This window comes from [Clostridium] innocuum (assembly GCA_012317185.1).
GTDB lineage: Bacteria > Bacillota_I > Bacilli_A > Erysipelotrichales > Erysipelotrichaceae > Clostridium_AQ > Clostridium_AQ innocuum.
In genome coordinates this window covers 2,105,734-2,130,286 of the sequence record CP048838.1, presented here as the reverse complement: position 1 = coordinate 2,130,286, position 24,553 = coordinate 2,105,734, and the positions used below count along the sequence as shown (strand labels likewise).

Sequence of the window (24,553 nt, the reverse complement as noted above, 5' to 3'; positions counted from 1 at the left end):
TTCATTTTTCCCACTTACCCCTGCCGCTGTGCCACTTACCGTTATCCGTATTGCATGCAGTATCTGTTTCATAGTAAGGTGGTAGTGCAAGGAGGAATGGTTATGAAGATTATCGAAGTATCCCATTTGAATAAAAAATACGGGGATTTTACTGCAGTGAAGGATATCAGCTTTCATGTGAAGGAGGGTGAATTATTTGGCTTTCTGGGAATTAACGGTGCCGGAAAATCGACTACGATTCACATGCTTACTACCCTCTTTCCACCCAATGCCGGTACAGCACATATATGCAATCATAGGCTTGGCAAGGACAATCAGGAAATCCGCAAGTGTATCGGTGTCGTACAGCAGCAGAACAGTCTGGATGATAAGCTGAGCGTCCGGGAGAATCTGTTGATTCGCGGATCCTTATATGAAAACAGCCGCAGCACTTTACAGCATCGCGAAAAAGAGGTGTGTAAGCTGCTTGGACTGCAGGAAATTGCGGCAAAGCGCTACGCCCATCTTTCTGGCGGACAGAAGCGGCGCTGTGAGATTGCCGCAGCACTGATGCATGAGCCGAGGATTTTATTTCTGGATGAACCGACAACCGGCCTTGATCCGGCAACCAGACAATCCGTGTGGACTTGTATCGAACAGCTGCAGAAAAACCGCAATATGACTGTTTTTCTCACAACGCATTATATGGAGGAGGCTGCAAAGGCAGCTCATATCGCCGTGATTGATCAGGGGGAGCTATTGGAATATGGAACACCCTACGAATTAAAGGATCGCCACGCAAAGGACAGGCTCATCCTTATCGCAGCAAAGCAAGAAGCGCTGGCAAAGCTGCTGGACAGTCTGCATATTCCCTATCAGCGCGATGACCAACGTTTTCTGGCAGAGCTGAACAGTACAATGGACGCATTGCATATTCTGCCGGCAGTACAGCCCTATATCGAAGGCTTTGAGGTACTGCAGGGAACGATGGATGATGTGTTCCTGAATATTACCGGTAAAACACTGGAAGAGGAGATAGCACAATGACAACCTTATATACTCTGACCAAACGACATATCCTGTTATATGTCCGTGATCGCTCCGCAGTATTCTTTTCCATGCTTTCCGTATTGATCGTCCTGCTGCTGATGCTTGTATTTCTGGGCGATATGAATAAGGATGAACTGATGCAGCTGGTTCAACGTGCTCAGGGCAGCATTCAGGAAGCGGATGCAATGCATCTGATCACCATGTGGACGATAGCGGGTATACTCGTTGTCAATGCCTTTACCGTTCCCATCACCATGATCGGTATTCTTATTCAGGATAAGGAACAGAAAAAACTGGAAAGCTTTTACTGCTCCTGTGTTCCCCGCTCGCTTCTGCTGCTGTCCTATCTGCTCGCTGCTGTGATAACAGGCTTTCTCATGTGCATGCTGCTGATGGCGCTGTCCTTCTGCTACGTAAGCTTCTCCGGCTTCGCCTTTCTCAGTCTTTCTCAGCTCCTGCAGGCCTGTGGTCTGCTGCTGCTATGCACCTTTGTATCCAGTGCGCTGGTTACATTGATTGCGCATTGGGTGAACAGTGACCATGCCTGGGGTGCCTTTTCCACGCTGGCAGGCACCCTCATCGGTTTTCTGGGAGGCATCTATCTTCCCGTCGGCATGCTGCCAAGCGTTGTACAGAGCGTCTTGAAAAGCCTTCCCTTTCTGCATGAAACAGCAATCATGCGTGATATTTTCACGGCATCTTCCTTGCGGGATATATTTCATACGCTGCCTTACCCCCTTTTAAAAGCCTATCGCGAAGCAATGGGAATCACCGTCTCCCTTAGCAATCAGACGCTTTCCACTCATATCCAGATTTTCGCTCTGCTGCTTTGTGGTATAATAGCTTTAGGTATCACCGTATATTTATTGAACAGACATACGGCATTCGACAGATAGGAGGTCTTGGTTTGAAAATCATCATCGAAGAAAAAGCATCCAGAGAGGAAGAAGACACCATTATCGTCCGATGTGCTTCTCTGAGCGAATCCATCCTGAAGCTTCTACAGAAGCTGAAAGCCGGTGATGAGCTGATCACCTGTACACAAAACGGAACCATCGCCAGAATCCGGCCGGATGATGTTTACTATTTTGAATCCGTTGATAACAAAACTTTCCTCTATACAGAAAAAGAGGTCTATGAAATACGGCAGAAGCTGTATGAAATCGAAGATAGCTATGCCGGCCTTGATTTCTTCCGCTCTTCGAAATCCATCATCGTCAATCTGAGCAAAATCCGCTATCTTTCCCCTGTGCTCGGCAGCCGTCTGGAGGCTACCCTGCTCAACGATGAAAAAATCATGATATCAAGACAATATGTAGCCGCACTGAAAGTGCTGCTGAAAATATAGGGAGGTAGAGTATGCGTATTTTAAAAGAGCTGACATTTACATTTTCTGCAATTACTACCTGTACCGTTATCGGTGCCGCTGTTTATATCAGCATATTCTGGAAGAACCCCGAGCTGAACAGTGCCATTCTGTGGCAGATAATCGTCTGCAGCCTGCTGTGTACATTGGGCAATCTGCTGTTTCGCGGAGAAGTCAAAAGCAGGCGGCTGTACTACGGCATCGTTTTCCTGCATTATCTGTATATCAACGCAGTTGTGCTGTTGAGCGGACTGTATTTCGAATGGTTCTACCTTGACAGCATACAGATGGTTCTCAGCATGCTGCTGATGATTGCCTGTATCTTTCTGATTGTATACACGACACTGCAGCTTCGATCCAAACGGGATACGATGCTTATGAATGAACGTCTGCAGAAGTATTATAAAAAAAGTACATCATAACAAAAAGCGGCAAAGCCGAAAGGAATCCTGGAATTTGATAACCAAATGGAGGAGGGATTCAGCTCATATCTGCCGCTTTTTTACTGTAATTCTGTTTTATGGAAAGTATTTCCGCATTCCGTACAAATTCGATCGTGCAAAGAATATATACCACCGCATACAGAGCAGGCATACAAGGAAGTCTGCTGCATCATAAACCGGGCAAGACCATATCTGCTGACATACAGACTGTTGGCAATCAGACTGGTTTTATAACGCTTGTTATAGCTCTTTTCAAGATTTTTAATCAAGGTGCAGGGAAACCTCGCACAGGTAAAGCAATAGGTGATTCCCTTTTCATGAACACAATCTTTGATTTTGCACTTACGGCAATGCTTCGGCTTTCCCGTTTCATCACCTGCCAGACATCCCAGACAGGGCTGTTTGGTTTTCTTCGTAAAGCAATGCTTATAGCACACCATACAATTCATACCGCAAGGCGCAAACATGGTTTCTTCCATCATTTCAGGCATTTTCATATTGTACTCCTTTCCCCTATGCCTTTCGTACAGTCACAAGGATGACAGGAATATGGCATGATGTTCCCTTCGTGATTACGACATGGCTTCTCTTCCCTTTGATCTACGTGTAAAAGATAATTATTTACTTTCTTGTAATTATCAGTCGTATCCGTACCTCCTTGGTTCTACTACAGTATACAGCAAGAGCATGCAGGCTGTAAGGGATATGGCAAAGAAAAAAGAGATTCCATATACTATTGCGTAATTCAAACAATAGCATTTGAAATCTCGTGCTTTTATCCTCACTGATCATGCAACGCTTTTCTGCATGAATCGAGATTATCCTGTTTTATTCTCAAAAAGGATGAAATACCTCAAAGCTTTGCCTTATGTCCATGTCCATATTGTTTTACATTTGCAAGTAAAACAGCAGGAAAGCAGTTTTTCCAGTAGGAGAAGCCAGATATATGTATTCAGATACCTCGTGGCTCTGCCGCGAGGAGTTTTATTTACATTTCCGTAATAGCGATATGCAATTCTTCCAGCTGTGCGGAATCAACCTGCGTTGGTGCATCACTCATTGGACATTTTGCATTTGCATTTTTCGGGAAAGCGATAACATCACGGATGGATTCACTCTCGGAAAGAATCATGGCAATGCGGTCCAGTCCAAACGCAAGACCTCCATGCGGCGGTGTTCCGTATTTCAAGGCATCCACAAACCAGCCGAAGTTCTCCTGTATTTTCTCCTCGGTAAAGCCCAGTACCTCAAACATCTTGTCCTGCATGGCACCGTCGTAAATACGCAGGGAGCCGCCACCAAGCTCATATCCGTTTAAAACAACATCATACGCAATGGCATGCACCTTGCCCGGATCACTGTCGATATACTGCATATCCTCATCTCTTGGGCGTGTGAACGGATGGTGCATTGCATACCAGCGACCGTCTTCCTCACTGTACTCAAACATCGGGAAGTCCGTTACCCACAAATATGAAAATTCATCCGATTTCTTTAAGCCAAGCTCTGCACCGAAATGATTACGCAATGCCCCCAGCACCTCGCAGGTCGTTCTCCATGCGTCGGAAACAATCAGAACAAGGTCTTCATTCTTCAGGCTTAAACGCGTAACGAGCGCCTGTATTTCTTCCTCTGCTAAGAACTTCACAATCGGTCCGCTCAATTCTTCATCCTTGTATTTCAGCGTTACCAGACCCTTGGCTCCGTTTTTCTTCGCCAGCTCGGTAATCTTATCGATTTCTTTTCTGGTCATGCCGGCTTTTCCAGGAACGACAACAGCCTTGATGCTGCCCTTGTTTGCAATGCAATCCGCAAACACCTTGAATCCACAGTTCTCAAAAAGCTCTGTTATTTCCTGCAGCTCCATGCCAAAGCGGTTATCCGGCTTGTCACTTCCATAACGATTCATGGCTTCCGTCCAGGTCAGGCGTGGAAATGGTATGCTGATGTCCATTCCCTTGACATCCTTCATCAGTTTTTGCAGCATCTCCTCCATCATTGTCTGAATTTCCACATCACTTAAAAAGCTGGTTTCCAGATCGACCTGTGTAAAATCCGTCTGACGATCCGCTCGCAGATCCTCGTCACGGAAGCAGCGGGCAAACTGATAATAGCGCTCAAAGCCGGATACCATCAGCAGCTGCTTATAAAGCTGCGGTGACTGCGGCAGGGCATAAAAGCTTCCCGGATGTACACGGCTTGGCACCAGATAATCACGCGCCCCCTCCGGTGTACTTCTTCCAAGCATCGGTGTTTCGATTTCGATAAATTCCTTGCTGTCCAGATATTCCCGCATACTGTGTGTGATGCGATGGCGCAGCATCAGCTTCTGCTGCATTACAGGTCTTCTTAAATCCAGATACCGATACTTCAGGCGGGTATCCTCCAGGGCATCGGTTTCATCCGCAACAATGATTGGGGTGGTTTCCGCACGGTTGATAATCGTAACGGCACGGACCTGAATTTCAATCTCACCGGTCTTTAGCTTTGGATTCTTATCCTTACGCTCCATGACACAGCCGGTTGCTTCCAGAATGTATTCATTACGCACATCACGGATTTGTTCCGACAGCTGTTCATCAAACACCAGCTGTGTGATTCCGGTACGATCCCGTAAATCGATAAATACCAGAGAACCGAAATTTCTTCTCTTTGCGACCCATCCGATCAGGGTAACCTCTTTCCCTGCATCACACAAGCGCAATTCTCCATTCGTATGTGTTCTATTCATATGCTTGCCTCCCTATTGTTCCTTTTGGCAGGTACAGTGTTCCTCCCCGCACGTACAGGTATGTTCTTCCTCTGCTTCACCGAACATGGCGTCGATTGCCTCAACGATGGAATCAAATGCCACCTCCGTCTTTTCCTTTGTTTCAATATTCTTCACAGCAGCACTGCCGCTTTCCAGATCCTGCTCTCCGATCATAATGGCAACCTTGGCATGCTTGCGGTCGACTGTCTTAAACTGTGCCTTCATGGATCGATTCAGATAATCCGTATCCGTACGATATCCTGCGGCACGAAGCTGTGTCACGACCTGTAAAACGGTCGTGGATGCCTTCGGTGACAGACACAATACATACACATCCAGACTGTCCTCATCCACCAGGGAAATTCCTTCCGCCTCTAAAGCAATCAACAGACGCTCCAGACCCATTGCCCAGCCGATTCCGCTCATTCCTTCAGGTCCGCCGAAATATTCGACAAGTCCGTCATAGCGTCCACCGGCAAATACCGTTGACTGTGCCCCCATTTCCTTATTTACAGAAACGACTTCAAATACAGTATGCGTATAGTAATCCAGACCACGCACCAGCTTATCATCCACCTCATAAGGAATACCCAAAGCATCCAGCCCTTCCAGAACCTGTTCAAAATATGTCTTGCTTTCCTCATTCAGATAATCCGCCATCTTGGGAACCTGCTTCATGACATCCAGATCATGATCAATCTTACAATCCAGAATACGCAGCGGATTCTGCTCATAGCGACGCTTGCAGTCTGTACACATATGGTCAATATCGTTTTTAAAATGCTCCTTCAAAGCCTCACGGTAGGCGGCACGGGATGCATCATCCCCAAGCGTATTGATCAGCACCTTCATATCCTTCAAGCCAAGCGCCGAGATAAACGACCATCCAAGTGCAATCGTTTCCACATCCAGCAACGGACTTTTGGCACCGATGACCTCAACACCAAACTGATTGAAGATACGCATTCTGCCCTTTTGCGGGCGTTCATGACGGCATTGCGGTCCCACATAGTACATCTTCATCGGCAGGTCAGCATATCCATACATTTTATGTTCGACAAATGCTCTGGCAACACCTGCCGTCCCCTCCGGACGCAGCGTCAGTGAAGTTGAGCTGTTTTCCAGCTGGAAGGTATACATTTCCTTATTGACCATATCACTGGAATCATTTCCTCTTTTAAAGACATTGGTATGTTCAAAAATCGGTGTCCGGATTTCCTGATAGTTGTAAACATATGTAAACTGACGGATCAGCTCTTCCAAACGGTGCCATTTACTTATTTCATTTGGCAAAATATCCTGTGTTCCTCTTGGTACCTGATAGCTCATTTCATTACCTCCTCTATACATTACCTTATCATACTGCCTGAAAACAGACAGCTTAAAATAAAAACGCGCCACCAACAAAGGACGTCGGGAACGCGGTACCACCTTATTTCACTCACACCGAGTGCAGCTTGACCTTTAACGCAGGTTGATTACGATTATCCATTTCCTGATAATCCCTCCAAAGTGTCCGGCTGTGCTACTTATAGAAGGAACTCTCACCAGCTGTTCCTCTCTCTGCACTACATTTCACAAAGCCTCTCTTTTTCATCGGATGTACTTATAGTGTACTCATTTCCTCTTTTTTTGTCAATCCTTTATTTTAAAAAGGACAATGCTGTGCACCGTCCTTTTCTCTTATTCTACAGAATCGTTAATATTGCGTACATTATGATATACCTGCTGAACATCATCCACCTCATTCAACAGAGTCACCAAACGCTGGAACAGCATCAGATCCTCACCCTCAAGCTCCACATATTCATTTGGAAGCATGGTATCTTCCAGAATATCAAAGGATACTTCAGGAATCAGCTCCTCAATGGCATCCTTTGCCTTATTCAGCTCTGTCGGCTCTACGGTAATGGTCATCTGACCTTCCTCGACTTCGATATCCTTCAGATCAACCTCAGCCATGATCAGCGCGTCCATCATCGCCTCTTCATCATCATACTTTATGGAAATCAATCCAACGTGTTCATAATTAAAGGAAACACAGCCGCTGACACCGATTTTCGCATGTGACTTGTTAAAGCATCCACGCAGATCTGCAATGGTACGGTTCGCATTATCCGTCAGACAGTCAATAATGATCGTAGCCTGACCGCCGGCACCAAAGCCTTCATATGTAGCCGCAGAATAGTTTTCATTCGTTCCACCCTTGGCTTTTTCAATCGCACGCTTGATAACATCCGCAGGAACCTGGTTTGCCTTTGCACGCTCGATTACTTTCTTCAAAGAAGCATTCATGTCTGGATCAGGCACACCGGACTTCGCAGCCATCAGTATTTCTTTTCCATAACGGGAATATAGTTTTGCTTTTACCGCAGCGGTTTTTGCCATAGAAGCGGCACGCACTTCAAAATGTCTACCCATTTTTAATCACCTTCCAAATTTCCTTTACCATTATAGCAGAATTTATATATTGTGACAATAAAATATCAAAAAGATGCAATTTCCCTGGTGCCATATCCAAGAGAAAAACACCATGGATGCTAGGATATAACAGCAACATATTCCTCAAAGCGAAGACATAACTGCACGGATACTGTTGCCATCTGCTTACGGTATCCGTTGACTATCACAGCGGAACTACGGGATAGCGCTTTTTCATATGTATGAGCAAAAGCGTACAGATATGCGTACAGCACAGGACACACATTACCTTTGCGACAGCCATCCAGAAGGAATCCACCTGTGGAAACCATGCATGGACAAACAGTATCATCAGGGGATGAACGAGATAATAGTATTTGGATATCGCTCGAAACGGAATTTCTGAAAGCTGAGGCACATGGATATTCGTATACAGCAGACAGGAGAACAAATAATAAACCAGCGGCACACAGGCAAGCAGAATATTGCTGTCCAGACGCTGTGTTGTCTGCAGTAGCATTCCTTCCCCGACTAAGGCGGCAATACTGAGCAGCAGCTTTAAAAAGCACAGAGAAGAAGCGGGCTGCTCCTGCTTTCCCATCCAATAGCCCAAGGTGACATAAAACAAGGCGAAGAACAGGAAATTACGGGTTGTGAAAAAAACCGCATAATAATAGTGAAGCAGGGATTGGAAAAACTGACCGCAAAAGCCGTAATAGGTCTCTGTGGCGCCAAACAGCAGCAGAACAAAGGAAACCGTAAGCAGTACCCTTAGGGAATACTTCCTCTTCCACCAGCGCAGAACAAGCATGGAAAGCAGAAGTGCCGGGAAATACCAGAGATGATAATACACTCCGGAATACAACAGGGCGACGATCACTGCCAGAGGAACCAATAAAAGCAGAAGCAGATTCTGTATGGCAGTAGGTAACCCAATTGTACAAAGCAGACCCGATACCTGCTGGATATAAGGAGCAGCCAGGGATAGTGACCATGGCAGATACAATGCGCTCCACAGCAGATATACCGGGATCATGGAACGGATATAGGAACGGATGTAATCCGGCTTTTTCTGTTCCTGCTTTGCAGCGAAATAACCACTGATGAAAAAGAAGAACGGCACACAGATTCTGCCGATGATATTATTGATTGCCATATCAATTTCATAGGATACTGTGAAGAAGGGACGTACATGAAGCACAATGATGATGATTGAGGAAAGAAAACGAAACAAATCAAGATTTTGGTATTGCAGCTGTTTTGTTTGTGCATGAAACGCCATGTGTGTTTCCATACGGATCACAAGTAAGGAGCCGGAAGCGGCAAGCAGGATTACCGTCAGTGTTTGTCCAATCGGATTTTCCCTTTGCAGCATCGTTGTCATATACAGCAGCAGGGCAAGAAAATTCATGGTTATGATAATGATATTTCTTTTCTTCCAGGTCATATACTGCCCTCCACACGTTCCTTCATCAAATATATCTGCTTATTGTATTAAGCATCTAATACAATAATACACAAGAATGATAAGCATGTCAATAGCAGGCTCTGTACTTTTTTATTGTACAAAGCAATCATCTTTTCCAACCTCCTGCAAATGGTTACTCCAGCGGCTGCTGGTAAAACGAGCCATAGAACTGTTCTGTTTTTATCACATTGACCAGAACATCCGGGTCTGTTTTTCTGACAAGCTGTATGATGTCATACACCTCATAAGCGGATACAACTGTTCGCAGCAGATAGATTCGATTATGACTGTAGCCGCCATAAGCCGGTATGATGGTAATGCCGTGCTCATACCGGCGGATATAGGCATCCCGTACTTCGCCTTTGTTTCTGGTCATGATTTCAAGGGTCACACGTTCATAACGATGATAGAACATTTCAATCGTTCTGGTTGTGATATATTGAAAAATGATAGAGTAGCCTGCATACAGCCAGCCAAACAGAAGACCGGATATACAAAGCAGGATTGTATTTCCAATAAACACATAGCTCCATATGGATTTTCCCAGACGGTTGGAAACATACAATGCAATAAAATCCGTACCTCCGGTTGATGCATTCCCCCGCAGTGCGATGACAGCGCTGAAGCCGTACAAAAAGCCACCGAACAGCACCTGCAGCAAAAGATCATGAAAGATTGGTTGAAAATGAAACAGCTGCAGGAAGATACTGGAGGAGATAAACTGGATACTGGAATAGAGGGTAAAGCGTTTACTTAATCCCCGATAGCAAAGCAGTGCCAGCGGTATATTCAGCATGAGTATTCCTGCTGAAACGGAAAACGGAAAGCCTGCGACACCGGCAATACGATCCAGCAGAATTGCCAGCCCTGTAAAGCCTCCCGATAGCAACCCCATCGGCTGCATCATGGATTGTATAACATAGGTCTGCAGCAGTGCCGATAAAAGAACACATCCCAGCGTAAAAATCGCTCTTGACAGCTCTTTATTCTGTTTTCTCATCATACTCCCTCCTTCTCTGCATATACTACCTTAGTATTCCAGAATGGCGTGTTTTTATTTACTTTCTTTACGTTTTTTTTCAATGCTTTTGATGCCAAAGGAATGCACATCTACTGTATACTGCTTCTTGTCAGCTTATACTTGCGTATACATACCCCGACTGCAAAACAAGTAGTATGCGGTATCAATGTATTCATTTTTGAAATATGGCCTCAATTGCTCCAACTGATAACAAAAAGGAACGCAAAAAAAGCGGAGTTCCTCTATGGAGTCCGCTTTTTATCTGCTCTATTTTCAATGAATCCAGCAGCATTGCTTTTTTTAATTCGCAACGATATTTACAACCTTGCCCTTGACGACAATGATTTTACGTATCGTCTTTCCTTCAATCTGTGCCGCAACTGCGCTGATTTCCAATGCCTGTTTCTTCATGGCTTCCTCATCACTGCCGGCTTCCGTCGTGAATTTTCCACGCAGCTTGCCGTTTACCTGTACGATGACCTCAATGACATCCTCAACCAGCTTGGCTTCATCATAGGTCGGCCATGGCTCATAGGTAATCGTTCCGCATCCGCCAAACACCGTACTCCAGATTTCCTCCCCCATATGCGGTGCAAAGCAGGCGAACATCTTGGCAAAGCCCTTTGCGTATTCCACATAAATGCTTTCTGCCTTATAGCATTCATTGATGAAAATCATCATCTGTGAAATTGCGGTGTTCAGATTCAGAGTCTCCACATCATTGGTTACCTTCTTAACGGTCGCATGGTATACCTTATCCAGCTTTCCATCATTGGCTTCTGTGAATTTATCATAGTCCGTGTACAATCTCCAAACACGATCCAGCCATCTTCTTGCCCCATCCAGACCTGTGGTACTCCAAGGCAGTGCTGCCTCCAGCGGTCCCATGAACATTTCATAGACACGCAGTGCATCGGCACCATGGCTTTCCACGATATCGTCCGGATTTACAACATTGCCTCTGGATTTTGACATTTTTTCATTGTTCTCTCCCAGAATCATTCCCTGATGGAACAATCTCTGGAACGGTTCCTTTGTCGGCACCACACCGCAGTCATACAGCACCTTGTGCCAGAAGCGTGCGTACAGCAGATGCAGAACCGCATGCTCGGCACCACCGACATACAGATCAACCGGCAGCCAGTGCTTCAGCAGCTCCTCTGCCGCAATCGCATCATCGTTTTTCGGATCGATGTAGCGCAGATAATACCAGCAGGAGCCAGCCCACTGCGGCATCGTATTCGTTTCGCGTTTTCCCTTCACTCCGTCGATTTCCACATTCAGCCAGTCTTCACAATGTGCAAGCGGGGATTCTCCGGAACCACTCGGCTTAAAGTTTTTTGTTTCCGGCAGCTCCAGCGGCAGTTCATCGATATCCACCGTACGGGTTGTACCATCCTCCATATGTATGATCGGGATTGGCTCTCCCCAGTAACGCTGTCTGGAGAACAGCCAGTCACGCAGCTTATAGGTCGTCTTGGCACAGCCGCATGCATGCTCTTCCAGCCAGGCAATCATCGTATCAATTGCCTCCTGTTTTCCCATGCCGTCAAGGAATCCGGAATTGATATGCACACCATCTTCGGTATAAGCCTCCTGTGTCACATCGCCGCCCTCTAAAACCGGAATGATAGCAATGCCAAACTTCTTAGCAAATTCCCAGTCACGCGTATCATGTGCAGGAACCGCCATGATGGCTCCGGTTCCATAGCTTGCCAGCACATAATCGGAAATCCAGATTGGCACTTCTTTTCCATTTACCGGATTGATCGCATAGGCACCGGTGAAGACACCGGTTTTTTCCTTGTTCAGTTCGGTACGCTCCAGGTCGGATTTCGTAGCACATGCTGTTTTATATGCATCAATTGCTTCCTTTTGTTCCTTCGTCGTAATTTCATCCACATACGGATGCTCCGGTGCCATAACGCAGTACGTTGCCCCGAACAGGGTATCGCAGCGTGTTGTAAACACGGTGAATTCCTTCTTTGTATCCTTGATTTTGAACACGACATTGGCACCCTTGGATTTTCCAATCCAGTTGATCTGCATTTCCTTGGTGGAGGTCGGCCAGTCGCACAGCTCAAGATCCTCCAGCAGACGTTCTGCATATTCTGTGATTTTCAGTACCCACTGGCGCATCGGCTTGCGGATAACCGGGAAGCCTCCACGCTCACTCTTGCCGTCGATGACCTCTTCATTGGCAAGCACGGTTCCCAGCTCCGGACACCAGTTGACAGGAATTTCATCCACATAGGCAAGTCCCTTGTCATACAGCTTCAGAAAAATCCACTGTGTCCACTTGTAGTAGCTTGGATCCGTCGTGGATATTTCACGGTCCCAGTCATAGGAAAAGCCCAGCGCACGAATCTGTTCACGGAAATGATCGATATTCATCTTTGTGAACTCTGCAGGATGATTTCCTGTTGTGATGGCAAACTGCTCTGCCGGTAATCCAAAGGCATCCCAGCCCATTGGATGCAGGACATTGCGCCCCTGCATACGCTTCATACGGCACACGATATCCGTTGCGGTGTAGCCCTCCGGATGTCCGACATGAAGTCCGTTTCCGCTCGGATATGGGAACATATCCAGAACATAGCACTTCGGCTTATCAAAATCCCATGCATCGCAGGCAAAGGTTTTGTTGTTCAGCCAGTAGCTCTGCCACTTTTTTTCTACTTCCTGATGGTTGTAATTCATAACTGCATTCTCCTTTACATATCAAATAAAAAACGCCCTTATCTCTAAGGACGTCATAATTAACGCGGTACCACCTTAGTTCACTTGTACAAGTGCCCTTCATTTCTTCTTAACGCGAAGTCAAACGGATAGCAAGCTATCAGCTCCTTAACAAGTTCCGCAAGCTTTTATGTATCGGTTCTCAGCAACACCGACTCTCTGTGACACTTCCACAAGGTACTACTTTAATTCTCAGCCTTTATACTTTAATAGTATATCCAATTTGGGTATCCTTTGTCAATCGTTCACTGCCATTTTCTATGTAAAAAACAGCAGATAGCCGACAATGATCAGTACAGCTGCCGTAAAAAGCGCCGGTTTTTCAATATCCTGACCGTTACGCTTCATCTCTTTGATCTGCACATAATTTACCAGTGCATAAATCACCAGTGCCCCTGCCTTGGCAAACGGCTGGAAAACAGGTAGAAAAAGCGACAGCAGAAACATGGCGACGATACCTGCCACACCGCCGATGATCAGTTTATTTCTCTTGGATTTCATAGCATCACCTGAAACTAGAATAGCAGAAATTGGAAGGAAAAACAACCGCAATCGCAGGCAACTGAAAAAGGACGCGCATCACCACGTCCCTTTTCATTAGGTTATCGAAAGGAAATCGATATGAATAAAAGTAATTGAAATCGTGTAGTTTACAATAAAAGGAAGGAATGTAAAGAATACACAACTTTCAAGGTTATCACAATAGAGCCAGTATCATGATAACAGAAATAAGGTACTTATTTCCTGTCTATATAGTAACATTTTTTACTCCTATTGTAAACCCTTCCACGTTTTTTCTTTCTCTTTCCACAAAACTCGGGAAGAAGAGACAATTCCCGAGTTTATCTGATTTCGCTATTTATTTTGAATATAATCATCGATTGCTGCAGCAGCTGTTTTCCCGGCGCCCATCGCAAGAATGACCGTGGCAGCTCCGGTTACCGCATCACCGCCTGCAAATACACCTTCTCTGGTGGTTGCACCGTTATCATCTGCAATCAGACAGCCCTTGCGATTGGTTTCCAGGCCCTCTGTTGTAGAGCGAATCAGCGGATTCGGCGATGTTCCGATTGCCATAATCATGCAGTCAACATCCAGCACGAAGTTGCTGTCCTTGATTTCCACAGGACGTCTTCTTCCACTGGCATCCGGTTCTCCCAGCTCCATGGACACACATTCCATACCGCATACCCAGCCGTCTTCATTTCCCAGCACACGGACCGGATTGGTCAGCAGCTTGAAGACAATGCCTTCTTCCATGGCGTGCTCCACCTCTTCCTTACGGGCAGGCAGCTCATCCATGCTTCTGCGGTATACGATGGTTACTTCCTCAACACCCAGACGCTTTGCACAGCGTGCCGCATCCATCGCCACATTACCGCCACCGACGATCACGGCGCGTTTTGGATGCTGAATCGGTGTATCCACACCATCCTTATATGCCTTCATCAGATTGCAGCGTGTTAAGAATTCATTTGCGGAATACACACCCTTCAGGTTTTCTCCCGGCATATTCATAAAGCTTGGCAGCCCCGCACCGCTTCCGATAAAGACAGATTCATATCCGGCATCAAACAGATCATCGACAGATTCACTGCGACCGATGACCATATTGGTCTGAATATCGACGCCCATCTGCTTCAGCCCTTCGATTTCCGTCTGCACGACAGCCTTTGGCAAACGGAATTCCGGAATACCGTACATCAGCACACCGCCGGCGACATGCAGTGCCTCAAACACGGATACCTGATATCCCTTTTTTGCCAAATCTCCGGCACAGGTCAGTCCCGCAGGTCCTGCCCCTACCACAGCAACCTTATGACCGTTGCCTTCCGGCTTTTTCAGCTCATCCTTCACGTTTACTCTGTGCCAGTCAGCCACAAAGCGCTCCAGACGTCCGATTGCCACGGCTTCCCCTTTTACACCGCGTACGCATTTTGCCTCACACTGCTTTTCCTGTGGACACACACGCCCGCAAACAGCAGGCAAAGAGCTTGTTTCGTGAATGATCTGATAAGCTTCCTCAAAATTCCCTTCCTTTACCTGTTCGATAAAATCCGGAATATTAACAGCAACCGGACAGCCGCTGATACATGGCTTTGTCGGACAGTGCAGACAGCGCTGCGCCTCCTCCATTGCCATTTCCTTTGTATAGCCCAGAGCCACCTCTTCAAAATTATTTCTTCTGACCTCTCCGTCCTGGACAGGCATTTCCACTTTTTTCAATGACATATTCGGCATATCAGCGTACCTCCTTATTCATCAGATTGCAGGCAGCATCTCTGGCATGTGCTTCAAAATCACGATACGTTGCCCCACGGGACATCGCTTCATCAAAATCCACCAGATGACCGTCAAAATCCGGACCGTCCACACAGGCAAATTTTGTTTCCCCGCCTACACTCAAACGGCAGCCGCCGCACATTCCGGTACCATCAATCATGATCGGATTCATGGATACCACGGTTTTGATACCGTATTTTTTTGTCAGCTGACAAACGAATTTCATCATGATCAGCGGTCCGATCGCAATGACCTCATCAAAGCTTTCCCCTTTGTTGATCAAATCCTCCAGCACGTTGGTAACCAGCCCCTTAACGCCGGTACTGCCATCGTCACTGACAAGATAGGCATGCGTGCTGACCTGTTTGAATTCCTCCTCGAGAATTACCAGATCCTTGTTACGGAATCCCGTGATCACGGTAACCTCCGTGCCGTTTTCATGCAACGCCTTTGCTGTTGGATAAGCAATGGCACAGCCGACACCTCCACCGATGACACAGACCTTCTTATACCCGTCCACATGGGAAGGCTTGCCAAGAGGACCGACGAAATCCAGAATACTGTCCCCGACATTCAGCTGATTCAGCAGCATCGTTGTCTTGCCGACAATCTGAAAGATGATCGTAATCGTGCCTTTTTCTCTGTCATAATCCGCAATCGTCAGCGGAATACGCTCCCCATCCTCGTGCACACGCAGAATAATAAACTGTCCTGCCAGTGCTTTTTTCGCAACAGCCGGTGCTTCAACAACCATTTTGGTAACGGTTGGATTTAGAATTTCCTTCTCTATAACCTTGTACATTGCTTCTCCTTTCTGAAAACTTTTTCACCATTCTGAAAAAGTTCCATAACGCATAACCTTATTTTACCTTTTTTCGTTTGGATATGCAATATTTAAACGTCACATTTCCTTGTCATTTCCATGTTCCACTACAATCCATCCAATACTCACAGACACAGCAAACCTACGCGTACATCATTCCTGAACACATCTGCCACTTATAGTATTCCATTGCTGGTGTTTGTTTCCTAACGGGTTGAAGGTATAAAGAAAAAGACTTATTCAGCCGACCAATGTCGTTGCCTGTCTAAGTCTTTTCTGCACGGAATAGAAGCTTACAGACTCTTGTGCAGCAGAGAAAGTACCGTTTTTAAATCCTCGACGCCCATCTGTCCCGGTGCACTCGCTTTTTTTGCGGCTCCAAAGGTCAGTGCAGAACCGAAGACCTCTCCACACAATCTGGATAGTACGCCTGTACCCGCCATTGACATTGTGATGATCGGACGATCCGCAAAGTTTTCATGCATGTCATTTGTCGCCTGCAGCAGTGTGATTACATCTGCCTTGCAGGTTGGCATAACCGCGATTTTCGGAATATCCGCTCCCAGTGTCTGCATTGATTTTAAACGTGTCAGTATTTCATTATAAGATGGTGTTTTGTCAAAATCATGGTTGGACATGATGACGCGAACACCCTTGTCATGCGCATGGGCAATCAGTTCCTTTACCTGCGCTTCTCCAGTGAACAGCTCCACATCAATCAAATCCGCGTTTCCGCTGTCAATGATGGCTTTGTTCAGCTCTACATAGGCTGCTGTACTGATTTCCAGTTCCCCGCCTTCCTTCTTACTGCGGAAGGTCGCAAGAATCGGCATTTCCGGAATAGCTTCACGAAGTACCTGCAGCATCGCTACCGCCTTTTCACAGCACTCCACCTCTTCAAACCAGTCCATACGCCATTCTACCACATCTACAGGAACACTCTTTAGCACTTCTACTTCAGAAAGCAGCTCTTCCTTTGTTTTTCCGACAATCGGCACACAGATTTTCGGAATCCCCTCGCCGATTACTATATTTCTTACGTTTACCGTATTCATGTTTCCTCCTACTGCATACGTTTCGTATATGCTTCATACAATGCATCGCCAGTCTGCGCCTTGATGTTCTCATACACAGGCTGTGCTTTTTCGCGCAGCTGATCAATCATGGAATCCTCAAGCTCTATGATGGTTGTTCCGCTGCCAGTAATGATATTCAGTCGGTCGTTCACACGCTCATCCGCCTGCTGTCGCGCATAGTTGCGGGCATTCTCCGCTGCCTTATCGACGATTTTCTGATCCTCGCTGCTTAACGACTGATAAAATTCATCGTTGACAATCAGCGAAAGCAGATGCGGCAGATGGTTCGTCTGTACGATGTAATCCTGCTGTTCATAAATTTTTCCGGATACGACAACCTCATATGGATTCTCCTGTGCATCAATCGTCCCCTGCTGTAAGCCGATATATACCTCGGAGAACGTCATCGGTGTCGGATTGGCGTCGATGGATTGCCAGAAGGCGATATGATATGGATTTTCCATCGTCCGGATCTTCTGTCCCTTAAAATCATCAATGCTTTGAATTTTCCGGTTGGTTGTCATGACACGAAAGCTCTGATCTCCCATGGCCAGCAGACGAAAGCCTTTTTCCCTATACACCTTGTTGATCATGGACATCAGGTCAGGGTCATCGAGTGTGTTGCGCAGCTCCTTAATATCCGTATACGCAACCGGCAGATCGAAGATTGCCAGCTTGGGCATAAAATTGGTCTGTGGTGCCGTGTTTTGCAAAACGAAGGGAATATCCTGTCCCATACAGCTCTCAATCAGTTCACGGTCACTTCCCAGCGTACCGTTTTCATACACCTGCATATGGATGGAGCCATTGCTCAGCCGTTCCACCTCTTCCGCAAACTTATGGGCAAACAGTCCGGTTACCGTATCCTTTGGGGAATCGGTCGCAATGATCCACGGATACGCGGCAGAAGCCTCTGCCGGATCCTCAATCTTCTGCGCACAGCCGGACAGCAGCAAAGAGAAAGTGAAAAGAGCAAATAGAATCTTTTTCATAACGTCCCTCCTCTTACGATACCAGCAGAAGTGAAATCTGCGGAATAAAGGTAATGGCCAGCAAAGCGATCAGAAAGAAGACAATCAGCGGCATGGCCTTTTTCGCAATCTGCATGACCGGAACATCTGTCAGCGAGCTCGCGACAAACAGATTGATACCGATCGGCGGTGTCACAAAGCCGATGGCAAGGTTGACAACCATGATGATACCAAACTGAATCGGATCGATTCCAAGACTGTTGGTGATGGGAATCAGGATCGGAGTCAGAATCAGAATGGCTGGCGATGTATCCATGACCATACCGACGATCAGCAGCAGCACATTGATCACCAGCAGTACCGCAACCTTGCCGCTGAAGGTGGACAGGATGAATTCCCCTGCCATCTCCGGAATCTGCAGCAGGGTAATGATACGGGAAAACGCCACTGCCGCACTCAGGATAAACAGAATCGGTGCAAAGGTGCGGATTGCCTCCACCAGCACACCCTTTAAATCACGGAATTTCAATGTCCGGTAGATACACATGGAAATGATCAGCGCATAGAACACGGATATAACCGCTGCCTCTGTCGGGGAAGCAATCCCGCTATAGATGCAGCCCAGAATGATCACTGGTGTTAACAGTGCCCAGAAGCTGTCCAGAAACACCTTCACAAACCCCTTCTCATGCAGGACGGATACCTCTGCGTGGATCTTTTCCTTATCCTCTCCATGCTTTTTACAATAGTAAAGCGCATACAGCATCAGCAGCAGGGCAATCAGAATCCCCGGAATGATACCGGCCATAAACATTTTACCGACACTGGCTCCGCTCGCCATACCAAACAGGATAAACGGTATGCTTGGAGGTATTATGACACCTAAACCGCCCGCAACCGCAACAATGGCAGTCACAAACACCTTGTCATAGCCCATACGAATCAAAAGCGGAATTGTCATACTGCCGACAGCTGCCACCGTTGCCGGTGCACTGCCGGAAATCGCACCGTAAAACAGACAGGTCACAATGACGGCACAGGGCATTCCTGCGGTATGCTCTCCCAGAAAATAGGAGAAGACATCAAACAGCTTCTTACTGACACCGCCCTTTGCCATCAGAATACCGGACAGCACAAACATCGGGACAGCGAGCAGCGGGAAGGAATCAATTCCTCCCAGCATGGCGCGGATGATATATTCCGCCGATATATGAAAATTGGGATCCAGCAGCGAGGGTGCCAGCGATACCGCCGACAGCGTTGCGGAAATCGGTACGGATACAAGCAGAAGAACGATAAACAAAATCATAATTACCATTGCCAGCATATCGTTACTCCCCTCTTTCCTTAATTTTTCCGCAGGTAATGAAATAGCGGATATTACCGATTTCCAGCACGATCTGCTGGAGGGCGCGAACGGCGGCAAGCGTGAAGCCTACCAGCGGAGCCGACTGTACAAAGGGCATCGGCAGTCCCAGTGCAGGTGACTTCTGCGCACTTGCAATACTCATTTGCAAATAGGTAACCGCATGCCATGCCAGAAACGCAAACAGCGCAAACAGGATCACATTTAACACCAGCTGTGCAACGACATACACCGGCTTGGGAAACATGAGAATGACCTGATCAATTTTTATGGAAATCCACTTTTTGATGCAGTAGCTGATGCTTAAAAATCCGCTCCAGATAAAGAGATAGCGTGTCAGCTCCTCAGACCAGCTCAGCGACGCGTTTAGTATGTAACGGCTGAACACCTGAAGGCCCATAAGCAGCGTCATCGTCACCAGCAGTGCAATCAGCAGTGCTTCTTCCAGATTGTCATCCAGCCATCGTATAATCTTCATGTTACTTCCTCCTAACCGTTAGAATTGCCGTTATTATATCATACCGCACCCACATGCGGTATGATAAATTTCCATTTATTTCTACTATTTCCCTGCCAGCTTCTGAAAACGCAGGTTGACAAACAGTGCAAGTAATACACCGATCACGGTAATCACAATGTTCATCATCAGAATCTGTGCGGAATCCATGGTACCTGCAACAGAGAGAATCGTATAATTGGAAAGACTGGACATAATCATGACAATACTTGTGATGGTTCCCTTGATATGCGGGAACAGGTCATTGGCAGTTGCAGTAACCAGCTGCAGAATCACACCACCGGCACTGTAACCGACTAAGGCAGCTCCGATGTAGCACATCGTTTCACTGCGTGTTACATAGACAAGCACCAGCGTGATCAGTGTTATCAGCGGATACACAAACAGGAAGCGCACACCCTTGATGCGGGATACCAAACCAGCCGTTACGATGATGGCCGCAAGAGAGCCGAAGGAATAATATGTCTGCATCATGCTTGGATCACTCACTCCTGCCAGATCCTTTGCGAAGGTCTGTGCACAGTTCAGCCACAGCTGGAAGGTAGCGGTGCAGGTAAAGCCGATGACGATCAATGCGATGCTTTCCGCAGAGAAATGAGAATTGCGGATGTTTTCAAGCAGTCCCGGTGCTTTCTCGCCGGCAGCCTTCTCTGCTTTTGGCATCGGTGCAAAGATCACCAGTACACCAATCACCAGAATCGCGATACCACTGATGTACAGCAGTACGTTGTAGGAAAGACTTGCCCCTGCAAGTGCCCCCAGCATGAACGGCAGCAGCAGCTGTGCTGCTGAGATGAAGAATTTTGTCAGCATGGTTGCCAGAGAGGATCTTGGCTCCAGAATTTCCACACAGGCCGGAATGACACCGGTATCCAGGAAGGAATTGGCGATTCCTCCAAGAATTGCCGCAGCATAGGCAACCCACATATTCGGTGACATTGCCACACCGATGAAGAAGATCGCATAGGATGCGATACCGATCAGGGAGGAAAGCTTTCTTCCCATTTTATCGGACAGCGGTCCTGCAATCGGCAGGGAAATCAAACGTCCCAGACCCAGCGCAGCAGCTACCATCGTCACCTGTCCGATGGCATCCATGCCCTGTCCCCACTGGGCAACCAGCATTTCCTTGATCACGGCCTGTCCCAGAATGGAACAGCCGATACCGTGAATGAAGTAATTCAAGTACAAGATAAAGGCACTTGGATAGTATTTTTTATTCATAACTTTCTCCTTATGTCGTTTGTTTATTTAAAATTTGATATCCAGAATTTCTTTCATGTAGTCAATCGGCATTTCCTTGCCTGTCCACAATTCGAATGCGGCAGCACCCTGATACAGCATCATACCCAGACCGTTCATCGTCTTACAGCCGACTTCCTTTGCGACACGCAGCAGCTCAGTTTCCGTTGGCATGTAGACAACGTCGGTAACGATCAGATCCTTGCGCAGGAAGCTTGCGTCCGGAATAACCATCTGCCCTTCCAGTGGTTTCATTCCGACACCGGTCGCATTGGCAAACAGATAGCTGTCTTCGATTTCACGCTTGAATGCTTCCGTATCCGCAAGATCAAACAGCGTTGCCTTGCAGCTTGTTTTTTCGTTGATATTTTTCACATTCTGTTCTGCGCGCTCCCAGAATTCATCGCGGCGGTTGAAAATGGAAATTTCCTTAACTCCATCCAGAGCCATCTGAATTTCGATTGCCGTCGCAGCTCCACCGGCTCCTGTAATCGTAACCTTCTTACCGGCAGGCTCAATTCCTGCATCCTTTAAGGAACGCATATATCCGATACCGTCGGTAATATGTCCGGTTAATACCCCGTTGTCATTGACAACCGTATTGACAGCACCACACAGCTCAGCAGCCGGAGATAAATGATCCAGATACTGTCCGATGACGGTTTTGTTCGGCATGGATACATTGTATCCGCGCACCTTCAGTGCCTTAAAGCCCTTCACCGCATCCTCCAGCTCTTCGTTTCCTACCTCAAACGCCAGATAGGCATAATCAAGTCCCAGCTTTGCGAATGCCTCATTGTGCATCTTTGGTGATTTTGAATGACGAATCGGTGTCGCAATCAATCCGATCAGTTCTGTGTGTCCGCTAATTCTTTCTGCCATAATTGGTTCCTCCTTATATAACGTGTTCTGTTTCTTTTCTATAAAAATTCTTTCTGCTTCAATGCGTTGAGAATGTTTCTTCCCTCTGCCACACCGTCAATGATTCTTCTGGCACGTACGCTGTCACCGATATTGAACAGCTCTACATCCTCATCCGCAAAGGTCTGCTTCAGCTCCTCCATAACCGGAGAATACGCACGCATACCCAGGCAGACAAAGCCGTAATCGAAGTCCAGTGTTTCCATCTGCTCGGTGCGTTTTACGACAAAGTGATCCGGATGCACTTCCTGCAGTGCTGTAGAGGTCAGTACCTGTACGTTGTGTTTTTCCAGCATATCGTAGGTTCCCACCTTGGTAACGGTATCCAAATCCTTCCCGACAACCGGCAGCATTTCCACAATGCTTACGGCAGCCCCGCGCTTTGCGAAGAATTCCACTACGTCTAATCCTACCGCACCGCCGCCGACAACGCAAACCTTTTTGCCGCTGAGATCCTTTGGATACTGATCAATCTGCTGAATCATACCCAGAATGCCGCTGACATGGCTTCCTGACGCATCAATGTTTTCACGCAGTCCGCTGATTGGCGGAAGCAGCGGCGTGGAACCGGTCGCATTGATGATGAAATCCGGCTTCAGCATCTTCACAAAGGAAGGTGTTGCCTCTGTAGACGTAAAGGTAATCAGGTTGCGCAGCTTTTCTGCACGATGAATCAGATAATCCGGGAAATCACGAAGACGCTTTTTATCCGGAATCTTGGAAATTTCCACACTCAATCCGCCCAGATGGTCTTCCTTTTCAATCAGGAAGGTCGTACAGCCAACCTCTGCGGCAGTACATGCTGCCTCAAGACCTGCAGTACCGCCGCCGATGACAACGACATTGCATGGTTTTTTCACTTTCCAGCTGCGGTATTCCTCACCCTCGTTGACACTTGGGTTGACCGAACAGCGAATCGGGCGGTTCAAGCCGATGCGGTGCCCCGAGCAGCCGATGTTACAGGAAATACATTTACGAATCGTATCTTCCTTTCCGTAATGCACCTTGTTGGTCCAGCTTGGATCCGCAATCATCTGGCGTCCCATACCGATCAAATCAGCATCTCCACGCTCCAGAATATCCTCGGCAACCTTAGGGTCACGGATGTTTCCCGTCGTGATGACCGGCTTCGCATAAGCTTCCTTTACGGCTTTTGCCATATAGGAGCGCCATCCATCCGGCAGATAGTTCGCATCGATCTGATACTGAATGGAATCCACCAGACCGCAGGAAACATCAATGATATCCGCTTCCGCATGGAAGTATTCCAGAAGCTTCAGCGTATCCTCCAGCGTATTGCCGCCTTCTAAAAATTCATCCGCACTGATGCGTACGATGATTGGAAACTGTGCTCCGACTTCCTTACGGACAGCCTCCAGCACCAGTCTTGCAAAACGGGCGCGGTTTTCATAGCTGCCGCCGAATTCATCTGTACGCTTATTTGTCAGCGGAGATAAGAACTGATTGATCAGATAGGAATGTCCCGCATGAATCTCAACAGCATCGAAGCCGATGATCTGTGCACGCTTTGCCGCTTTCGCATAGCAGTCAACAATATGCAGAATTTCCTCTTTGCTTAAGGCACGCGGTGCTGCCCCGTTTTTCTTGTTCGGCACATCACTCGCACTGACCGGCTGCATACCGATACGCTCTTCCACAGCGCTTGCTCCGGCATGATTCAGCTGAATCGCGATTTTCGTGTTGTGTTTATGAATCGTCTCCACCAGCTTATACAGCCGTGGAATGTAGTTGTCATGATCAATGCGCAGCTGTGTTGTTCCATTGGAACCGCACGGATAATCCACACACGCATTTTCCACGATGATCAGTCCGGTACCGCCCATGGCACGCTGTTCGTAGTAATTGATGTGCAAAAAGCTCATTTCACCGTTCTGCTCACCAAAGTTTGTTCCCATCGGCGTCATGACGATACGGTTTGGAATCGTCATCTGTTTCACCGTCAATGGTTCAAAGATCGAAGAATACTTTCCCATTACTATGCCTCCTAATTGTGAATGTTATCGTATTCACAAACATTACACGCTTATTATATATATTCCCTTACATGTAAACAATTCATAATTTTTACAAAATCTATAGATTTTATCTATAAAT

Annotated in this window: 21 protein-coding genes and 1 other annotated feature; of the genes, 4 read left to right on the top strand and 17 right to left on the bottom strand. The window is 47.0% G+C overall.

Going from position 1 to position 24,553, the window contains the following annotated elements; translation table 11 throughout:
• The first annotated feature begins 102 nt into the window (after positions 1 to 102).
• The 4 genes from G4D54_10215 to G4D54_10200 are packed head-to-tail and all read left to right on the top strand — an operon-like array spanning position 103 to position 2,817.
• On the top strand, positions 103 to 1,026 hold the full coding sequence (locus G4D54_10215; GenBank protein ID QJA02785.1) for an ABC transporter ATP-binding protein: 924 nt from the start codon (positions 103 to 105) through the stop codon (positions 1,024 to 1,026).
• Positions 1,023 to 1,925, top strand: coding sequence for an ABC transporter permease (locus G4D54_10210; protein ID QJA02784.1), 903 nt, complete (start codon positions 1,023 to 1,025; stop codon positions 1,923 to 1,925). The genes G4D54_10215 and G4D54_10210 overlap by 4 nt, the downstream gene beginning before the upstream one ends.
• Before the next feature lie 11 nt (positions 1,926 to 1,936).
• On the top strand, positions 1,937 to 2,377 hold the full coding sequence (locus G4D54_10205) for a LytTR family transcriptional regulator (GenBank protein QJA02783.1): 441 nt from the start codon (positions 1,937 to 1,939) through the stop codon (positions 2,375 to 2,377).
• Between the two features lie 11 nt (positions 2,378 to 2,388).
• Positions 2,389 to 2,817 carry a DUF3021 domain-containing protein gene (locus G4D54_10200; protein ID QJA02782.1) on the top strand — a complete coding sequence of 143 codons (429 nt, stop codon included), beginning with the start codon at positions 2,389 to 2,391 and terminating at the stop codon, positions 2,815 to 2,817.
• An 80-nt stretch (positions 2,818 to 2,897) separates the two neighbouring features.
• Here G4D54_10200 and G4D54_10195 read toward each other — a convergent pair whose 3' ends face one another.
• From G4D54_10195 to G4D54_10115, 17 genes are all read right to left on the bottom strand, one after another.
• On the bottom strand, positions 2,898 to 3,335 hold the full coding sequence (locus G4D54_10195) for a DUF3795 domain-containing protein (GenBank protein QJA02781.1): 438 nt from the start codon (positions 3,333 to 3,335) through the stop codon (positions 2,898 to 2,900).
• A gap of 491 nt (positions 3,336 to 3,826) precedes the next feature.
• The gene (aspS, locus tag G4D54_10190) at positions 3,827 to 5,569 is read right to left on the bottom strand and encodes an aspartate--tRNA ligase (GenBank protein QJA02780.1); all 1,743 of its coding nucleotides are present in this window, start codon (positions 5,567 to 5,569) and stop codon (positions 3,827 to 3,829) included.
• A 12-nt stretch (positions 5,570 to 5,581) separates the two neighbouring features.
• The gene (locus G4D54_10185) at positions 5,582 to 6,919 is read right to left on the bottom strand and encodes a histidine--tRNA ligase (protein ID QJA02779.1); all 1,338 of its coding nucleotides are present in this window, start codon (positions 6,917 to 6,919) and stop codon (positions 5,582 to 5,584) included.
• 354 nt (positions 6,920 to 7,273) lie between these two features.
• Complete coding sequence (locus tag G4D54_10180) at positions 7,274 to 8,011, bottom strand: YebC/PmpR family DNA-binding transcriptional regulator (protein QJA02778.1); 738 nt, start codon at positions 8,009 to 8,011, stop codon at positions 7,274 to 7,276.
• Between the two features lie 205 nt (positions 8,012 to 8,216).
• Positions 8,217 to 9,458, bottom strand: a complete 1,242-nt coding sequence (locus tag G4D54_10175) for an acyltransferase (protein ID QJA02777.1) — start codon at positions 9,456 to 9,458, stop codon at positions 8,217 to 8,219.
• Between the two features lie 154 nt (positions 9,459 to 9,612).
• Complete coding sequence (locus G4D54_10170; protein ID QJA02776.1) at positions 9,613 to 10,482, bottom strand: YitT family protein; 870 nt, start codon at positions 10,480 to 10,482, stop codon at positions 9,613 to 9,615.
• Positions 10,483 to 10,800: 318 nt separating this feature from the next.
• On the bottom strand, positions 10,801 to 13,200 hold the full coding sequence (locus G4D54_10165; protein ID QJA02775.1) for a leucine--tRNA ligase: 2,400 nt from the start codon (positions 13,198 to 13,200) through the stop codon (positions 10,801 to 10,803).
• Between the two features lie 43 nt (positions 13,201 to 13,243).
• Positions 13,244 to 13,442: a binding site (T-box leader), on the bottom strand.
• A gap of 55 nt (positions 13,443 to 13,497) precedes the next feature.
• A complete protein-coding gene (locus G4D54_10160) occupies positions 13,498 to 13,740 on the bottom strand; it encodes a hypothetical protein (protein ID QJA02774.1) in 243 nt (80 codons plus the stop codon).
• A 354-nt stretch (positions 13,741 to 14,094) separates the two neighbouring features.
• The gene (gltA, locus tag G4D54_10155) at positions 14,095 to 15,480 is read right to left on the bottom strand and encodes an NADPH-dependent glutamate synthase (protein QJA02773.1); all 1,386 of its coding nucleotides are present in this window, start codon (positions 15,478 to 15,480) and stop codon (positions 14,095 to 14,097) included.
• Position 15,481: 1 nt separating this feature from the next.
• Positions 15,482 to 16,324: a sulfide/dihydroorotate dehydrogenase-like FAD/NAD-binding protein gene (locus G4D54_10150; GenBank protein QJA02772.1), complete on the bottom strand. Its 843-nt coding sequence runs from the start codon at positions 16,322 to 16,324 to the stop codon at positions 15,482 to 15,484.
• Between the two features lie 314 nt (positions 16,325 to 16,638).
• Positions 16,639 to 17,400, bottom strand: a complete 762-nt coding sequence (locus tag G4D54_10145) for a type I 3-dehydroquinate dehydratase (protein QJA02771.1) — start codon at positions 17,398 to 17,400, stop codon at positions 16,639 to 16,641.
• Between the two features lie 8 nt (positions 17,401 to 17,408).
• Positions 17,409 to 18,413, bottom strand: a complete 1,005-nt coding sequence (locus G4D54_10140; GenBank protein ID QJA02770.1) for a TRAP transporter substrate-binding protein — start codon at positions 18,411 to 18,413, stop codon at positions 17,409 to 17,411.
• Positions 18,414 to 18,426: 13 nt separating this feature from the next.
• Complete coding sequence (locus tag G4D54_10135) at positions 18,427 to 19,719, bottom strand: TRAP transporter large permease (protein ID QJA02769.1); 1,293 nt, start codon at positions 19,717 to 19,719, stop codon at positions 18,427 to 18,429.
• A 4-nt stretch (positions 19,720 to 19,723) separates the two neighbouring features.
• Entirely contained in the window at positions 19,724 to 20,236 is a 513-nt protein-coding gene (locus G4D54_10130) for a TRAP transporter small permease (GenBank protein QJA02768.1), read from the bottom strand.
• Positions 20,237 to 20,320: 84 nt separating this feature from the next.
• Positions 20,321 to 21,499, bottom strand: coding sequence for an MFS transporter (locus tag G4D54_10125; protein QJA02767.1), 1,179 nt, complete (start codon positions 21,497 to 21,499; stop codon positions 20,321 to 20,323).
• Positions 21,500 to 21,526: 27 nt separating this feature from the next.
• Positions 21,527 to 22,399 carry a shikimate dehydrogenase gene (locus G4D54_10120; protein QJA02766.1) on the bottom strand — a complete coding sequence of 291 codons (873 nt, stop codon included), beginning with the start codon at positions 22,397 to 22,399 and terminating at the stop codon, positions 21,527 to 21,529.
• A 38-nt stretch (positions 22,400 to 22,437) separates the two neighbouring features.
• A complete protein-coding gene (locus tag G4D54_10115) occupies positions 22,438 to 24,432 on the bottom strand; it encodes an FAD-dependent oxidoreductase (protein ID QJA02765.1) in 1,995 nt (664 codons plus the stop codon).
• Positions 24,433 to 24,553: the final 121 nt, after the last annotated feature.

Coding starts and splice junctions, on each gene's coding strand:
- G4D54_10115 (QJA02765.1), bottom strand. CDS start 24,432: ATGGGAAAGTATTCTTCGATCTTTGAACCATTGACGGTGAAACAGATG.
- G4D54_10170 (QJA02776.1), bottom strand. CDS start 10,482: ATGATGAGAAAACAGAATAAAGAGCTGTCAAGAGCGATTTTTACGCTG.
- G4D54_10175 (QJA02777.1), bottom strand. CDS start 9,458: ATGACCTGGAAGAAAAGAAATATCATTATCATAACCATGAATTTTCTT.
- G4D54_10135 (QJA02769.1), bottom strand. CDS start 19,719: ATGCTGGCAATGGTAATTATGATTTTGTTTATCGTTCTTCTGCTTGTA.
- G4D54_10215 (QJA02785.1), top strand. CDS start 103: ATGAAGATTATCGAAGTATCCCATTTGAATAAAAAATACGGGGATTTT.
- G4D54_10195 (QJA02781.1), bottom strand. CDS start 3,335: ATGAAAATGCCTGAAATGATGGAAGAAACCATGTTTGCGCCTTGCGGT.
- G4D54_10160 (QJA02774.1), bottom strand. CDS start 13,740: ATGAAATCCAAGAGAAATAAACTGATCATCGGCGGTGTGGCAGGTATC.
- G4D54_10180 (QJA02778.1), bottom strand. CDS start 8,011: ATGGGTAGACATTTTGAAGTGCGTGCCGCTTCTATGGCAAAAACCGCT.
- G4D54_10130 (QJA02768.1), bottom strand. CDS start 20,236: ATGAAGATTATACGATGGCTGGATGACAATCTGGAAGAAGCACTGCTG.
- G4D54_10210 (QJA02784.1), top strand. CDS start 1,023: ATGACAACCTTATATACTCTGACCAAACGACATATCCTGTTATATGTC.
- gltA (QJA02773.1), bottom strand. CDS start 15,480: ATGCCGAATATGTCATTGAAAAAAGTGGAAATGCCTGTCCAGGACGGA.
- G4D54_10150 (QJA02772.1), bottom strand. CDS start 16,324: ATGTACAAGGTTATAGAGAAGGAAATTCTAAATCCAACCGTTACCAAA.
- aspS (QJA02780.1), bottom strand. CDS start 5,569: ATGAATAGAACACATACGAATGGAGAATTGCGCTTGTGTGATGCAGGG.
- G4D54_10145 (QJA02771.1), bottom strand. CDS start 17,400: ATGAATACGGTAAACGTAAGAAATATAGTAATCGGCGAGGGGATTCCG.
- G4D54_10165 (QJA02775.1), bottom strand. CDS start 13,200: ATGAATTACAACCATCAGGAAGTAGAAAAAAAGTGGCAGAGCTACTGG.
- G4D54_10200 (QJA02782.1), top strand. CDS start 2,389: ATGCGTATTTTAAAAGAGCTGACATTTACATTTTCTGCAATTACTACC.
- G4D54_10125 (QJA02767.1), bottom strand. CDS start 21,499: ATGAATAAAAAATACTATCCAAGTGCCTTTATCTTGTACTTGAATTAC.
- G4D54_10140 (QJA02770.1), bottom strand. CDS start 18,413: ATGAAAAAGATTCTATTTGCTCTTTTCACTTTCTCTTTGCTGCTGTCC.
- G4D54_10185 (QJA02779.1), bottom strand. CDS start 6,919: ATGAGCTATCAGGTACCAAGAGGAACACAGGATATTTTGCCAAATGAA.
- G4D54_10120 (QJA02766.1), bottom strand. CDS start 22,399: ATGGCAGAAAGAATTAGCGGACACACAGAACTGATCGGATTGATTGCG.